General features: G+C 49.9%; 15 protein-coding genes. 8 read left to right on the top strand and 7 right to left on the bottom strand.

Annotated elements, in window-relative coordinates; translation table 11 throughout:
* Positions 1 to 106: 106 nt before the first annotated feature.
* From B2739_RS14380 to B2739_RS14350, 7 genes are all read right to left on the bottom strand, one after another.
* Positions 107 to 1,381 (bottom strand): sensor domain-containing diguanylate cyclase, encoded by a 1,275-nt coding sequence (locus tag B2739_RS14380; protein WP_331346537.1) that lies wholly within the window; start codon positions 1,379 to 1,381, stop codon positions 107 to 109.
* 141 nt (positions 1,382 to 1,522) lie between these two features.
* Complete coding sequence (locus B2739_RS14375; protein WP_331346536.1) at positions 1,523 to 1,858, bottom strand: cyd operon YbgE family protein; 336 nt, start codon at positions 1,856 to 1,858, stop codon at positions 1,523 to 1,525.
* A complete protein-coding gene (gene cydX / locus B2739_RS14370) occupies positions 1,851 to 1,994 on the bottom strand; it encodes a cytochrome bd-I oxidase subunit CydX (protein ID WP_414633230.1) in 144 nt (47 codons plus the stop codon). Before cydX ends, B2739_RS14375 begins: the two co-directional genes overlap by 8 nt.
* A gap of 44 nt (positions 1,995 to 2,038) precedes the next feature.
* Positions 2,039 to 3,172, bottom strand: a complete 1,134-nt coding sequence (gene cydB / locus B2739_RS14365) for a cytochrome d ubiquinol oxidase subunit II (RefSeq protein ID WP_331346535.1) — start codon at positions 3,170 to 3,172, stop codon at positions 2,039 to 2,041.
* The gene (locus tag B2739_RS14360) at positions 3,173 to 4,738 is read right to left on the bottom strand and encodes a cytochrome ubiquinol oxidase subunit I (RefSeq protein ID WP_331346534.1); all 1,566 of its coding nucleotides are present in this window, start codon (positions 4,736 to 4,738) and stop codon (positions 3,173 to 3,175) included.
* The gene (cydP, locus tag B2739_RS14355) at positions 4,735 to 4,965 is read right to left on the bottom strand and encodes a cytochrome oxidase putative small subunit CydP (protein WP_094985540.1); all 231 of its coding nucleotides are present in this window, start codon (positions 4,963 to 4,965) and stop codon (positions 4,735 to 4,737) included. The genes B2739_RS14360 and cydP overlap by 4 nt, the downstream gene beginning before the upstream one ends.
* 129 nt (positions 4,966 to 5,094) lie before the next feature.
* Complete coding sequence (locus B2739_RS14350) at positions 5,095 to 6,387, bottom strand: NAD(P)/FAD-dependent oxidoreductase (RefSeq protein ID WP_331346533.1); 1,293 nt, start codon at positions 6,385 to 6,387, stop codon at positions 5,095 to 5,097.
* Positions 6,388 to 6,556: 169 nt separating this feature from the next.
* Between B2739_RS14350 and B2739_RS14345 the strand changes: the two genes are divergently transcribed.
* From B2739_RS14345 to waaC, 8 genes are all read left to right on the top strand, one after another.
* Positions 6,557 to 6,874: a metalloregulator ArsR/SmtB family transcription factor gene (locus tag B2739_RS14345; RefSeq protein ID WP_331346700.1), complete on the top strand. Its 318-nt coding sequence runs from the start codon at positions 6,557 to 6,559 to the stop codon at positions 6,872 to 6,874.
* Between the two features lie 53 nt (positions 6,875 to 6,927).
* On the top strand, positions 6,928 to 7,458 hold the full coding sequence (locus B2739_RS14340; RefSeq protein ID WP_331346532.1) for a rhodanese-like domain-containing protein: 531 nt from the start codon (positions 6,928 to 6,930) through the stop codon (positions 7,456 to 7,458).
* Positions 7,459 to 7,512: 54 nt separating this feature from the next.
* Positions 7,513 to 8,349 carry a sulfite exporter TauE/SafE family protein gene (locus tag B2739_RS14335; protein ID WP_331346531.1) on the top strand — a complete coding sequence of 279 codons (837 nt, stop codon included), beginning with the start codon at positions 7,513 to 7,515 and terminating at the stop codon, positions 8,347 to 8,349.
* Between the two features lie 117 nt (positions 8,350 to 8,466).
* On the top strand, positions 8,467 to 9,162 hold the full coding sequence (locus B2739_RS14330; RefSeq protein ID WP_331346530.1) for an MBL fold metallo-hydrolase: 696 nt from the start codon (positions 8,467 to 8,469) through the stop codon (positions 9,160 to 9,162).
* A 25-nt stretch (positions 9,163 to 9,187) separates the two neighbouring features.
* The gene (locus tag B2739_RS14325; protein WP_331346529.1) at positions 9,188 to 10,210 is read left to right on the top strand and encodes an efflux RND transporter periplasmic adaptor subunit; all 1,023 of its coding nucleotides are present in this window, start codon (positions 9,188 to 9,190) and stop codon (positions 10,208 to 10,210) included.
* A 3-nt stretch (positions 10,211 to 10,213) separates the two neighbouring features.
* Complete coding sequence (locus B2739_RS14320) at positions 10,214 to 13,468, top strand: efflux RND transporter permease subunit (RefSeq protein ID WP_331346528.1); 3,255 nt, start codon at positions 10,214 to 10,216, stop codon at positions 13,466 to 13,468.
* Positions 13,469 to 13,685: 217 nt separating this feature from the next.
* A complete protein-coding gene (locus B2739_RS14315) occupies positions 13,686 to 14,081 on the top strand; it encodes a DUF6165 family protein (RefSeq protein WP_331346527.1) in 396 nt (131 codons plus the stop codon).
* 48 nt (positions 14,082 to 14,129) lie between these two features.
* Entirely contained in the window at positions 14,130 to 15,170 is a 1,041-nt protein-coding gene (waaC, locus tag B2739_RS14310) for a lipopolysaccharide heptosyltransferase I (RefSeq protein ID WP_331346526.1), read from the top strand.
* Positions 15,171 to 15,201 lie beyond the last annotated feature (31 nt).

Here is a 15,201-nt window from a genome sequence, read left to right as displayed (position 1 = left end):
AACCTTTTTAAAAGCCATTTTCCCTCAGTGCCACTCTGTAAAAGTGGCATGTGGGACGTTGGTATGAAAAACTCGAACCCGAATCAAGCAAGCAAAAATTCGCGCGTTAGACCAACTGCAATTCGGGTTGCTTGCTTTCATCTACAGAGACAAAACGAATGCGCTGTGCTGCCCGGATGAGATTGCGGCTATTGGTGCCCGATTTAGGATATTCACTGAAACCGAAGCCCCATTTGCACAGTGTCTGCTTACCGCTGATTGCCGCTGGACTTTTAAACGCATCGGTCATTTTCTGCACCAACTTTTGCAATATCGATGAATCGCAAGATGGAATGAGCAGCATAAAACTGTTGGCACTGTAGCGTGCTATCACTTCTGCGGTAGGTGTTTTTTCGCGCAGCTCGGCAATAAAATAATTGATCAAGGCTTGTGCATAAACATCGCCCTGTTCCTGCAAAATTTCGCGGTAATCCGCCAGTTCAAAATACGCGAGCATAAATGCAGGCGGCACTTTATTGGTATCGGTCACGGTGAGTTTTTCCAATACGCGCGCCTCTAATAGACTGCGGTTGGCAAGCCCGGTTAACGAATCATAAAACGCCGCTTGGCGCGCCGATTCATTGCGCTCTTTTTCAGCCTGGCGTGCCCGCTCTATTGCGCGAAAATCGGTATACGCAGAATAAAGTGCCAGCAACAGCAGAATACTTGCTGCAACAGCGGTGGGAATACCCATCCAATCGCCGCGCAATAAATTGTCAGGGTTACTCTGCGCATCCATGGGGTAGTTGGCAGCTGCCATTCCGGTGTAGTGCATACCGCAAATCGCCGCGCCCATCACCAAAGCCGCTGCCACTTTGATCGCCAGCGCATATTGCGGCGGCACATCGCGCACATTGCGACAAATCACCAAGGCCGCACCCGATGCCACTACCGCAATAACGCCCGACAAAATGACTAAAAGAGTGTCGTACTCAATACCCGGATGCATCTGCATCGCGTACATGCCACCGTAGTGCATTGCAAAAATACCAGCGCCCATAATGAATGCGCTGGCAGAAATCGTTTTGACAGAAACGGTTGGCAAGGTGATGACATACAGCGCCAAGGCTGATGCAAAGACGGCAGGAATCCAGGAAAGCAATGTCAGGCTGGCATTGAAGCTCATGTGCATATGCACAGGCATGGTGTAGGCGCTCATCCCTACAAAGTGCATCGACCAGATACCACTCCCCAGACTCAATGCACCCGCCGCCAGCCAAAATCGGCGCGACCGACCGCTTAACGAGAATACGCGGGTGCCGAAGTAAATAGCCGTGTAGGAGGCAATCACCGCAACGCAATAAGACGCAAAAACCAGCATCCAGTTGTAAGTACCTTCCATTACAGCCACCTTTGTATGAATTGAAAAACGCTTTACGCGCCAATTCAATTTACAGATCAGTGGTTTACCCTTTATTACCCTCAAATTTGTCACTGACTGATTGCCCAGCCCCTGGCCACTCAGAAACACGCGTGTGGAACACTAGGTCACTACCATCGCCACACCGGCGCACATAAAGACAACCGCACTCCAACCGGAAAACAGCCAACGCCATATGCGCAGTTTAGGAGTAAAGCCTATGCCGTACACAAAACCGCAGCTCATGCCGAACATGAGCACCATTGCAGCGTTGTGATCCATGGTGTCGGGCGTGCTGCCCAAAAAATGCGGCCAAGCGGTGATGAGTACCATCACCATTAGCGAGAGGCAAAATACCAACACCCGCCCTCCATCCAGAGGCGCGGGCTTTTCCACCGGCTCGGTTGCCGGTTTGTTTTTTTGCGCTGAAGGAGAATTGCCCATCGCAGGTTTACTCATTAGCAGCGTTGTCACTAGCGGCAGAATCATCGACCGCTTGGGCATCACTCATGGTGTTTTCCAACCACATGGCATTGATGATGCCGAACGAACAAGCGAGCAATACGCCGAGAATCCAGGTGAAATACCACATCATTGTTCTCCTCAATAAAAATAGCCGGGATCAATAAATAATCGGGATCAATACAGTTGATGGCTGTTAGCGACAATGGCTTTTTCATTCAAGCGGCCACGCATCACCCAGTAACCCCAAAGGGTGTAAGCCAAAATCAGCGGGACAAATATGCACGCCACGACAAACATGATCATCAATGTAGTGTGGCTGGAGGTTGCATCCCATAACGTTAGCGATGAATTAATTTGCACATTGCTCGGCATCAGGAAAGGGAACATCGAAAATCCTGCTGTGAGAATCACACCGGCAATCGCCAGACTCGATGACACAAATGCCCAACCTGCCCTTGCCTTTGCGCTGAACCAGGCACACGCCAACGCCCCCAACAAACCCAGCGCAGGTGCAGCGAGCATCCAGCTATAGAGGCTGTAATTTTTCACCCAGCCACCGGCGACCAACTCAACAGATTTATTAAGCGGGTTGGAAGGCCCGTTGGTGTCGATACTGCCCAGCAATTGATAGCCATTTAATTGCGCCACCCAAATTCCTGCCAAACCAAACAACACCGCTGTTGCCACACCCAACACCACACCCACACGCTGGGCACGCGCACGAATAAAACCGTCGGTCTTTAATTGCAGCCAGCTTGCGCCGTGCATCAGCAACATGCTTACACTCACCAATCCGGCGAGCAGTGCAAAGGGGCGCAACAAACCAAACAAGCCGCCGTCATAACTCGGCCGTAACATTTCGTCGTAAGAAAAAGGCACACCCAAAAATAAATTGCCAAAGGCGACGCCGAATAACAGTGAGGGAACTAATCCACCGACAAACAATGCCCAGTCCCAGGCATTGCGCCAGCGCGGATTTTCCAACTTGCTGCGATAATCAAATCCAACCGGGCGCAACCAGAGTGCGGCGAGCACGATTAACATCGCAAAATAAAATCCGGAAAATGACGCGGCGTAAATCAGCGGCCAAGCCGCAAAGAGCGCGCCGCCCGCCGTAATAAACCACACCTGATTACCGTCCCAGTGAGGCCCAATGGTGTTGATCATCACGCGCCGTTCGTCATCGGTTTTGCCGATAATGCGCAGCAACGCACCTACCCCCAAATCAAACCCGTCAGTCACTGCAAAACCAATCAGTAACACACCGATGAGTACCCACCAAATCACCCGTAATGTTTCGTAATCCATTTATGCCACCTCGGTTTTTGCAGTGTTTTCCAGATCATAACGGCCGGTGTGCAAGGAGCTTGGCCCTTGTCTGGAGAAACGAATCATTAAATACATTTCAAGAATCAACAGAATTGTGTAGAACACAATAATGCCAATCAGCGATGTCCATACTTGATCTGTTGTCAGCGAGGACGCGGCCAAGCGCGTTGGCAAAATTTCCGCAATTGCCCAGGGTTGACGGCCATATTCCGCGACAAACCAACCGGTCTCGCAGGCAATCCAAGGCAGTGGTAATGAGAAAAGCGCGAGCTTTAAAAACCAGCGCGGTTTTTCTTGTTGGTGTTTGGTGCTCAACCAAAAGGCATAAGCAAAAATCAACAGCATCGCAAAACCACAGGCAACCATGATGCGAAATGCCCAGAACATAGGTGCGACTTTGGGTACTGTGTCGCGCGCGGCCTGATCGATTTGCGCAGGCGTCGCATCAACTACTTTATTGGTGTAGCGCTTGAGCAACAGGCCGTAACCCAAATCATTTTTGACTTGTTCAAATGCAGCGCGATTTTCCGGTGTATCTTCCCCGCTTTTTAATTTGGTGAGCAGCGCATAGGCCTGCATACCGTTGACGATACGTTCACGCGCATGTTCACGTAAATCCTGAATGCCGTAAACGGGTTCGGAAATGGAACGCGTTGCAATTAACCCGAGCACATAAGGAATTTTTACTGCGTTTGTTGTCTCTTCTTTTTCCTGATCAGGAAATCCTACGACGGTAAACGCAGCGGGTGCGGGATGGGTTTTCCACTCAGCTTCAATAGTAGCGAGTTTCATTTTTTGCACATCACCCACTTCATAACCGCTTTCGTCACCGAGAATAATCACAGAAATAACCGATGCCAAACCAAATGCCGAGGCGATTGCAAAGGAGCGTTTGGCAAACCCTACATCTTGTTTTTTAAGTAAGTAATAAGAAGAAATCGCCAACACAAAAATCGCACCCGTCACATAACCGGCCGATACTGTGTGAACAAATTTCACTTGTGCCACCGGGTTAAAAATTACCTCGGCAAAATTGGTGACTTCCATGCGCATGGTTTCGTAATTAAATTCAGAACCGACCGGGTTTTGCATCCAACCATTGGCGATCAAAATCCACAACGCAGATAAATTACTACCGAGCGCTACCAACCAGGTCACCGCCAAATGTTGCACTTTGGTCAACCGATCCCAACCAAAGAAAAATAAGCCCACAAAAGTGGATTCAAGGAAAAATGCCATCAGGCCTTCAATCGCGAGCGGCGCACCAAAAATATCGCCAACATAATGAGAGTAATAAGACCAGTTGGTACCAAACTGGAATTCCATGGTTAAACCGGTGGTAACGCCCAATGCGAAATTAATACCGAATAACTTCCCCCAGAATTTGGTCATATCCTTGTAAATGGTTTTTCCGGTCATGACATACACGGATTCCATAATCGCGAGAATAAAACTCAAACCCAACGTGAGTGGTACAAAAATAAAGTGGTACATCGCCGTGAGTGCAAATTGCAGGCGCGATAAATCCACAGCAAGTTCGTTCATAGTGTGACGTCCTTTGGCGGGTTGGCAGGCAAGTCTATTTGGGAGGCAGGTAAGCCCATTTTGAGGTGAATATCAGGAGTAACAGCGGGTTTTAGCGGTTTAAAGGCGACATGCCATAACACCGTAATGAGTACCAGTTTGATAACCAATACCAGGGATATTTCAAATACCAGCGGTTTGCGAAACAGCGAATCTTCCGGCAATTGTTCTCGTAAGCGTTTCAACATTTGGCTCCATCTCCGTGCTGCTACAGCACCATCAAGCCTAGATTGCTACAAGAGAAAAGTCCGCGAATTGATATATATCAATTTGAAATAAAACAGCAGCGCGACAAACTGTCGCGCCGCGGTGTACAGCTAATGAAAGTGATGCATTTTTTTATCGAGCCGGCGCAAACCAATGGCATCCAACAACCACTTCTCATAAAACGGCTCAGACACACCGGTTTTCATTTTGGCGATGAAATATTTTTCAAATGCGATTTTTCCAAGATGCGCCCACTTACCCTGCTTGTACCACATGATATTGCGCGGCGGCATTTGCGGTACGGCGATAAATGCTGCGCCGGTATCACCCATATCTGCAAGACAAAATGCGCTCCAGCTACCTTCAAAATCGGCAACTTCACCCTTTAATTCCGCCGCAATGTTGTGCACCAGAGCGGTCATCATGGATTCGATCATATAACCGGTTTTTGGTGCGCCGGTCGGCACCGGCGTTTGTTCAACCGGCGGAATGGCAACGCATACACCGGCCGAAAAAATGCTGGGGTATTTGGTGCTGCGCTGATGTTTATCGATTAATACAAATCCGCGCGGATTGCATAAACCCTCCACTTTCGCGACTGCATCTACACCTTTAAAGGCGGGCAACATCATCGAATGCACAAAGGGTAATTCGTGCTGTTTGATCACCTGCCCTTGTGCATCCACTTCATCGACAAACATTTTTCCTGCTTCGATGCGTGTGGTTTTGGCGTTGGTAATCCAATTGATGGAACGTTTGCGCAGTTCAGATTCCATCATGCCTTTGGAGTCGCCCACGCCGCCCAAGCCCAAATGGCCGATGTAAGGCTCGCTGGTCACAAAGGTGATGGGTACGCGGTGGCGCACTCCCGCGCGGCTGAGGGCGGTATCCAAAATAAACGCGTATTCATAGGCGGGACCAAAGCAACTGGCACCGGGCATAGCACCAATAATCACCGGGCCGGGGTTATCAACCAGCTTTTTATAGTCTTCATAAGAATGTTCGGCGTGGGGCAAGGTGCAAACCGACTGGGTAAAACCGCCATGAGGGCCAGCACCGGGAACTTCATCGAAGGCTAGCTTGGGGCCGGTGGCGATAACGAGATAGTCGTAATCCACTCGTTTACCATCATTCAGGGTGAGGTATTTATCGACTGGGTTAATTTCATCCACCCGCTGGGCGATAAAGGCGATGTTTTTCTTTTCCAGATAAGGGCGAATCGGAAAGCTGATCTGTTCCGCTTCGCGCCAACCCACCGCCAACCAGGGGTTTGAAGGGACAAACTGAAAGTCTTCCCGTTCATTGACCACGGTGACTTGGTGATGTTTACCCAGGGCATCGTGCATTTCATACGCACCCGCCATTCCCCCCAAACCTGCTCCAACAAATACGACATGAGCCATAGCACACCTCTTTGGCAAAATAGATTGCGACAATATTCACGGCCTTGGGGCAACTGCGGGAATCTGAGCCCCTTGAGTTACATAATAGATCACTAATTTAGAAGTTGCTAATTTATATTTATCTAATATAATGAAATCAAACCCACAAAAGGTAGATTGCAAAATGAATATGGCCGCCCCTAAAGACGCCGGTCTGGATGACATGCAACAACATGCACAGGATGCCGCCGCACTGCTCAAGGCATTGGCGAACGAAAACCGCTTGATGATTCTCTGTACCCTGATGGGCGGCGAGATGTCCGTAGGGGAATTAAATGAAAAGGTACCGCTGAGCCAATCTGCCCTGTCGCAGCATTTGGCCAGCTTGCGCGAAGCCGGATTAGTCGCCACGCGCAAAGAAGCGCAGACGGTCTACTACACATTGCAGGGCGATGAAGCGCAAAAAATTATCGCCGTACTGCAATCCATTTACTGTCCACCGAGCTAGGACAGGCCTGAGTTTCCAGAGCATTTCCTGATTTCAATTTACGAGGTAACACCATGAGCCACAAACGTATCCACCCCGTTGATTTAATGGCCAACAAGAGTGCCGACATGTGCATTCTGGATGTGCGTACCGCTGCCGAAGTAAAAGCTGCTGGCCTGCCCGATTGTTTGCACATCCCGCTGCATGAATTAACCCCTGCGCGCTTGCAGGAAGAAATCGCCAAGAGCGGCAAAAATGGCAGTGCGGTGTATTTGCTCTGCCAAGGCGGCAAGCGCGCCGAAATGGCGGCCGATCAACTTAAAGGCCAAGTTAATGCCGAGCTAGTAGTCATTGAAGGCGGCATGAACGCAGTTAAACAATCCAACATTCCGCTTGCGGCCACTGGCAAAAAAGTAATTCCGCTGGAACGTCAGGTGCGCATTGTCGCCGGTTTGTTGGTGATTACCGGCGCGGTATTAGGCACCTGGTTTAACCCGGCGTTTTACGGTTTATCCGCCTTTGTGGGCGCAGGACTGGTTTTTGCCGGTGTCACCGACATTTGCCCCATGGGTATGCTGATTGCCAAGGCACCCTGGAATAAATAGCAACCTTGGAACAAATAGCGCGAGCTGTTGATCACCTCACCTGAGGAATAAAACGTGTTGCTGCTGATTGGTTTATTTATTGGGTTAATCCTTGGCCTGACCGGCGCTGGCGGCTCGGTGTTTGCGGTGCCGTTGTTATTACTACTCGGCGGTATGTCTATGGCAGATGCTACAGGCATCTCCTTGGGTGCAGTTGCCGCCACCACCATTTACGCCAGCTTGCGCAATAGTGTCTCGCGCAAACAAGTGCCGCTCTTGTGGAAGCCGGGTTTGATTCTGGCCTTGAGCGGCGCGCTTACCGCACCACTGGGTAAATGGTTGGGTATGCAGCTGGATGAGCTATGGTTAGTCAGTGGTTTTAGTCTGCTCGCCGCCATTATCGCCCTGCGCATGTGGATGAGCGCACGTAACAATCCGCAGGCTGCGAGTGTAGTGCGCGCCGGTAATTTTGCTGCAACACCCAGCCCCGATCATTTATGCAATTTGAATCCCACCGGCCAATTTGAACTGCGCCCGCGCTGCGTAACAGGTTTATTAATTGGCGGTTTAGTGGTTGGGCTGTTATCGGGTTTGTTTGGTGTAGGCGGCGGTTTTTTAATTGTGCCGCTGCTGTTGGCCTTAAGCGCGGTGAGCATGGCGCAGGCGGTGAGCACATCGCTGTTTATTATCGCGCTGATTAGCAGCTCGGGTTTTATTAGCCATGTGGCGCTGAGTGAAAACCAACACTGGGATTGGTTATTGCTGGTCGCTGCTGGCGGTTTGGTGGGCATGATGATCGGCCAAGCCGTCAGCCACAAAATTGCCAACGTGTGGTTACAAAAATTATTTGCGATTGGTTTGTTAATCGCAGCAGGAGCAATGTTTTTTTCAACAGCACTTACCCCCTCCTAACCTCCCCCTTGGCAGGGGGGGGGGAATTAAAAGCTCCTCCCCTCATAGAGGGAGAAGGTCAACTCCTCCCCCTTTTCAAGGGGGAGGCCGGGAGGGGGTAAAAAATGCGAGGTACTTATGATTTTCCGTCAACTCTTTGAGCGCGAATCCAGCACTTACACCTATCTCATCGCCTGCGAAAAAACCCGCAAAGCGGCGTTGATTGATACGGTAAAAGACGAGCTGCCCAAATACCTGCAATTGCTGCAAGAGTTGGATTTAACGCTGGTCTATGCGCTGGATACGCACACCCACGCCGACCACATTACCGCCGCCGGTGCGCTGCGCGATTTAACCGACTGCACCACGCTTTTGGGCGAAGAAGCTAATTCCGCTTGTGTTTCCCACGCATTGCGCGATGGTGAAAAAATTCAGGTAGGCGAATTAACGCTCACTGCGATTCACACCCCCGGTCACACCGATGACTCCTATACTTATCATTTAATTGATGGCGACGAGCAGTATTTATTTACTGGCGATACTTTATTAATTCGCGGCACCGGCCGCACCGATTTCCAAAACGGTAATGCGCGCGATCAATACGACAGTATTTTTGGCAAATTATTAACCTTGCCTGCAACCACCTGGGTTTATCCCGGCCACGATTACAAAGGCTGGACGCGCAGTACCCTTGGCGAAGAAAAAAACTATAACCCGCGTTTGCAAGTAAAAGATGTCGCGGCTTACGTAGAGCTAATGAACAACCTGAAATTGCCCAATCCAAAACTCATGGACATAGCCGTACCAGCAAATCGCGCTTGCGGTAAAAATTAAACAACGCCATCAATAAGGAATAGCAATGAACAGTAAATTTTTGGCAATGATAGCCGCAGTGATGTTGTTATCCGCCTGCAGCAAAGAATCCCCTGTGCCTGCAGCGGCAACAAATATTCCCGAGCTGGAAAGACTCACGCTGCAAGCACAAATCAGCCCGCAAACGGTGAAATACGACGGCGTGATTGAAGCGATTAACCAAGCCACCGTCTCGGCGCAAACCTCTGGCCGCATTGTGGAAATCCCCGTGGATGTGGGCGATTTTGTGGCCAAGGGCGATTTAATTATTCGCTTTACCGATACCGAACAAAAAGCGCGCGCCGCCAGTGCCCAAGCGCAATTTAATGAAGCTCAAGCACAGTTCACGCGCATGCAGGAAATGCTCAGCAAAAAATTAATTGCGCAAGCGGATTTTGATAAAAGCCAAGCCGCGTTTAAAGCCGCTGAAGCTGCGTTGCGCGAGGCCGAACAAAACCTTGCTTACACAAGTATTTATGCGCCCTACTCCGGCATTGTGGTAAGCCGCGCAGTCAATGTGGGTGAAACCGTGACACCGGGAAAACCGCTGATGACTGGTTTGTCGCTGGAGCAATTGCGCGCGCAAGTGAATATTCCGCAGCAACACATAGGCCCAGTGCGTAAATACAAACAAGCACAAATTTATTTAAGCAGTGGCGAAGTTTTGAACAGCAGCGAGCTGCGTATTCCACCCAGCGCCGACCCGCAAACCCATTCGTTTAGTGTGCTGGTGAATTTGCCTGAGGGCAATCACGATTTATTCCCCGGCACTTTTGTAAAAATCGCTTTTGTCACCGGCGAGCAGGAGCAATTATTAATTCCCGCCAGCAGCATTAGCCAGCGCGGTGAAGTTAGCGGTGTCTATGTGATCAAAGACAATGCGCTGGAATTTCGCCAAGTCAATCTCGGCTCGCTCAATAGCGCTAAACACTACCCGGTACTAGCGGGGCTCACAGCGGGTGAAACCATCGCGCTCGATCCTATCGCGGCAGCCAATGCCTATAAAAAAATCCACAGCGGGGAGCAATAAACCATGAGCGCTCCGCAAGATTCATCCCATCATTCAAACTTGGGTATTTCCGGCCGTATCGCCCGCGCGTTTTTAACCACGGAAATTACACCGCTGTTAGCGCTTACCGGATTACTGCTCGGTATTTTTGCAGTGCTGATTACACCGCGCGAAGAAGAGCCGCAAATTAATGTGACTTTTGCCAACGTGTTTATTCCCTTCCCCGGCGCTACGCCAGAAGAAGTGGAAGCGCTGGTGACTAACCCTGCTGAACAAATCGTGTCTGAAATTGAAGGGGTTGAGCATATTTATTCCACCTCATCGCCCGGCATGTCTAGCCTCACAGTACGTTTCAAAGTGGGTGAACCGCGCACCGATGCAATCGTGCGTTTATACAACGCGTTTTATGCGAACAGCGATTGGTTGCCACAAAATTTGGGCGTCGGCCAGCCGCTAATTAAACCCAAAGGCATCGACGATGTACCTATAGTGGCGCTCACCCTGTGGAGCAAAAATGCAGCGACAACCAACAGCGATTTGCTCAGTGTTGCGCGCGAATTACAAACCCAATTACAACGCGTGCCCGGCACGCGCGATATAGAGATTATTGGCGGTGGCGATAAAGCCCTGCGCGTTTTGTTTGACCCTGAACGCATGGCAGCTTTTGGTTTGGCACTGGATGATTTACGCCGCGCACTGGGTGCCGCCAACAGCTCACAAGCCGCTGGCACCCTAGTGAGCGACAATCGCGAAATGTTGGTGCAAGCAGGCACTTTTTTATCAACTGCTGAAGAAATAGCTGATTTGGTAGTAGGCGTTTACCAAGGTGCGCCAGTCTTTTTACGCGATGTAGCCAGCGTCAGTTTGAGTGCAGATCAACCCACACAATATGTCACCCACGGTTTTGGTTCTGCATCGACCAATGCAGATGGAAAACATAATGCTAACGAAAAAAACAGCGGTCGTTATCCCGCTATTACCTTATCCATCGCCAAAAAACCGGGTGAAAACGCAGTAGATGTTGCCGAGCAAGTCATCGCGCGTGTTGAGCAACTGCGCGGCGTAAGCCTGCCGGATGCGCTGAACGTGAATGTGACTCGCAACTACGGCGCGACCGCAGAAGACAAAGCGCAAACGCTAATTAAAAAATTAATTTTTGCCACACTCTCAGTCATTATTCTGGTGCTGATTGCCTTGGGCAAACGCGAGGCAGTGGTGGTGGGCGCGGCGGTGATTGTGACTCTTGCTATCACTCTGTTTGCTTCCTGGGCGTGGGGTTTTACGCTCAACCGCGTATCGCTGTTTGCGCTGATTTTTTCCATAGGAATTTTGGTGGATGACGCCATAGTCGTGGTGGAAAATATTCATCGCCATATGAGTCAGGGAAAATTATCGCTCAATGAAGCGATTCCACTCGCGGTAGATGAAGTGGGCGGCCCCACTATTTTGGCAACCTTCACCGTGATTGCTGCACTTTTGCCTATGGCATTTGTGAGCGGTTTGATGGGCCCCTATATGTTGCCCATTCCGATTAACGCCTCTACCGGCATGCTGATTTCCCTCGCCGTGGCTTTTATGTTTACGCCTTGGTTGTATCGCCGTTTATTTGCAAACGTGAATCACGCAGCGGCACACAGCAGCGAAGAAACACAGAGCCACGGCAATAAATTCCTGCCGTTTTTTACCCGCATTATGACGCCGCTGTTAAATCGCGAAGCCGGAAAAAAAGCGCGCCTCTGGTTGCTGGGCGGCATTCTCGGTTTAATTGCAGCGTCGATTGGTTTGGTCGTTGTGCAAGCGGTGATGTTAAAAATGCTGCCCTTCGACAATAAAAGTGAATTCCAAATTGTGGTGGACATGCCCGAAGGCACACCGCTGGAAAACACCCAAACCGTCTTGCAGGCACTCGCGGATAAACTGGAAACCATTCCCGAAGTTACCGACTACCAACTCTACGCCGGCACCGCCGCGCCGATTAATTTTAATGGCTTGGTGCGGCAGAATTATTTGCGCCGCGCGCCCTACATGGGCGAGATTCAAGTCAACCTGCTGGATAAACACCTGCGCCAGCGCAAAAGCCACGAGATTGCCCTGGCCGCACGCGAATTGCTGGCGGAAACGGCCAAGGCGATGAATGCCAATGTCAAAGTGGTGGAGGTTCCGCCCGGCCCGCCGGTGTTATCGCCACTGGTTGCCGAGGTTTACGGCTTGAACTACACCCGCCAGCTCGATGTCGCCAAACAGGTGCGCGCCGCGTTTGAAGCCACGCCCGATGTGGTGGATGTGGACGATTCCATCGAAGCGCCGCAAACCCGCTGGTTAATTGCGGTGGATCGCGCCCGCGCTGCGCGGCTGGGTGTGGATCAAACCAGCATCGCCAATGCCATTCGCACCGCCCTGGCCGGTGAGGACGCCGCCTACCTGCACAGCGCCAGCGCCAAAATCGCCCTGCCGCTGCGCCTGGAGTTGCCCGCCGGTGAAAAAGACAGCCTTGAGCGAGTGCTCGCAATAAAAGTGCGCGCCCAAAACGGCAAACTTATCGTACTCGCGGAACTGACGCAGGTGATTGAAAGCCAGCGCCAGCAAACGATTCATCACAAAGATTTGTTGCCCGTAGTCTATGTGCTGGGCGATGTAGCGGGTGAAACTGACAGCCCACTCTACGGCTTGGCCGCGATTTATAAACGCATCGCCGAAACCCCGATTGATGGGCAAGTCGTTGATCAATTCTTGAACTCACAACCCGAGAATCCGGTCAACTGGAGCCTGAAGTGGGATGGCGAATTGCAAGTCACGCTGGATACCTTTCGCGATATGGGGATCGCCTATTCGGTTGGATTGGTGATGATTTATTTGCTGGTGGTGGGCATGTTTAAAAGCTACTCGGTGCCACTGATTATTATGGCGCCGATTCCGCTCACGCTAATTGGCATAATGCCCGGCCACGCCCTGCTTGGGCAGCAATTCACCGCGCCGAGCATGATCGGCATGATTGCATTGGCCGGCATTATTGTGCGCAATTCCATACTGCTAGTGGACTTTATCCAGCAGGAAGTGCGCAGCGGTAAATCCCTGGAAGACGCCACCATCAGCGCCGCCTCCGTGCGCGCCCTGCCCATTGGCCTGACTGCACTGGCAGCCATGATGGGCGGCTTTTTTATCCTCGACGACCCGATTTTTGGTGGGCTTGCGGTAAGTCTGATTTTTGGTCTGCTGGTGTCCACCCTGCTGACTTTGGTGGTGATTCCGGTGGTGTATTACGCCTATCACTACAAATAATCCCCTCCCAACCTCCCCTTTTTCAAAGGGGAGGAGCTAAAACCAGAACGCCTTCTCAACTTCTTACTTTTTCAACCTCTTCTTTTTTAATAAGGGAGAAGCCGAATGACTGCCCTTTCTTAATTAAATGCAGAGCTGGAGGGATTTGTTCATTCGCCAGCGTCAACTTGATTTGTTAGAATCCCCGCCACAAAAAATCCTCTGAGAGAACACAACCATGCTGATTGAAGCCCCTATTTCCCTTGGTGAATTGATCGACAAGATCACCATTCTGGAAATCAAAGCCGTAAACATTGGCGATGAAACCAAACTCAAAAATGTAACTCACGAGTTGAATATTCTTAACGCCAAGGTTAAACAATTATTGGATGACGCTGGCCAAGCCAAATTGGCACCGCTCAAACAAGCGCTCAAAGACATCAATCAGGAATTGTGGATTATTGAAGACGATATTCGCGATTGTGAATTCGCCAAAGATTTCAGCGATAAATTTATCCAACTTGCACGCGCGGTCTATGTCACTAACGACAAGCGCGCCAAGGTGAAAAAAGATATCAACCTGGCCTTTGGTTCCGAATTGATCGAAGAAAAATCTTACAAAGATTACCAGTAATCATATCGCTTACATTTCATTGTTTTAACAGCCTGAACGATATCGCCCATGAAGATACTCCTGATTAAAATGTCCTCTATGGGCGATATTTTCCATACCTTTCCTGCGATAAGTGACATTAAAAGGAATTTTCCTGATGCCCAAATTGATTGGGTAGTAGAGGACAGCTTTAAAGAAATTGTGAATTGGCACCCCGCCATTCACAAGGTTATTCCGATTCACTTACGCCGCTGGGTAAAACAACGCAATAGAAAATCCTGGCAAGAATTTAAAGTCTGGCGAAATGAATTACGTACAGAAACCTACGACTATATTATTGATGCGCAGGGTTTACTAAAAAGTGCTGTGATTGCCAAATGTGCGCTGGGAAAAGGAATTGATGGTTATGACAAGGATTCAGTGCGCGAGCCTATTACCCATTGGTTTTATAAGCGTGCCCATAACGTTGATAAAAACCAACACGCGGTAGAGCGAACACGCCAATTACTGGGTAGTGCATTGAGTTACACACCAGCAAAAAAATTAAATTTCGGCATCAACCAAAATTTCACCCATGTGAAAAAAGATCCACGAAAATTGATTTTTATTATTGGTACCAGTTGGATCACCAAACTGTGGGCTACCAGCGAATGGCAAGCGCTTACCAAAATTGCTGTCGATGATGGTTACAGTGTAGAGATCATGTGGGGCAGCCCCGAAGAACGTGCTATCGCTGATCAAATCATTGAATTCTGCCCGCAAGCAACGCGCCCTGATCAACGTTTATCTATTACCACGATTGCTGAAAAATTGGTGGGAGCTGCAGGTGTTGTGGGTTTGGATACAGGCTTTTCGCATCTCGCTGGCGCATTGGAAACACCCACTATTGCACTGTACGGGGCAACCTCGCCCATTAAAGTAGGCCTTATTGGCGAACACACCCGGAATTTACAGCTCGACAAATCTTTGGATTGCATGCCTTGCCATAAACGTCATTGTAAATGGCTACCGGAAAATAGCTCGTCAACACCCCAATGTATGAGCGGAATCAAAGCAAACGAAGTATGGTATGCGTTGCAGCAAAAAATGTTTGGCGAATACACCCATTAACGCTCTAAAGCAAAAAACATTCAGGAATTAT

Origin of the sequence: Cellvibrio sp. UBA7661, from assembly GCA_002483365.1 — a bacterium.
Taxonomy (GTDB): domain Bacteria; phylum Pseudomonadota; class Gammaproteobacteria; order Pseudomonadales; family Cellvibrionaceae; genus Cellvibrio.
The sequence above is the reverse complement of the archived record's forward strand: the minus strand, read 5'-3'. Positions and strand labels throughout refer to the sequence as shown.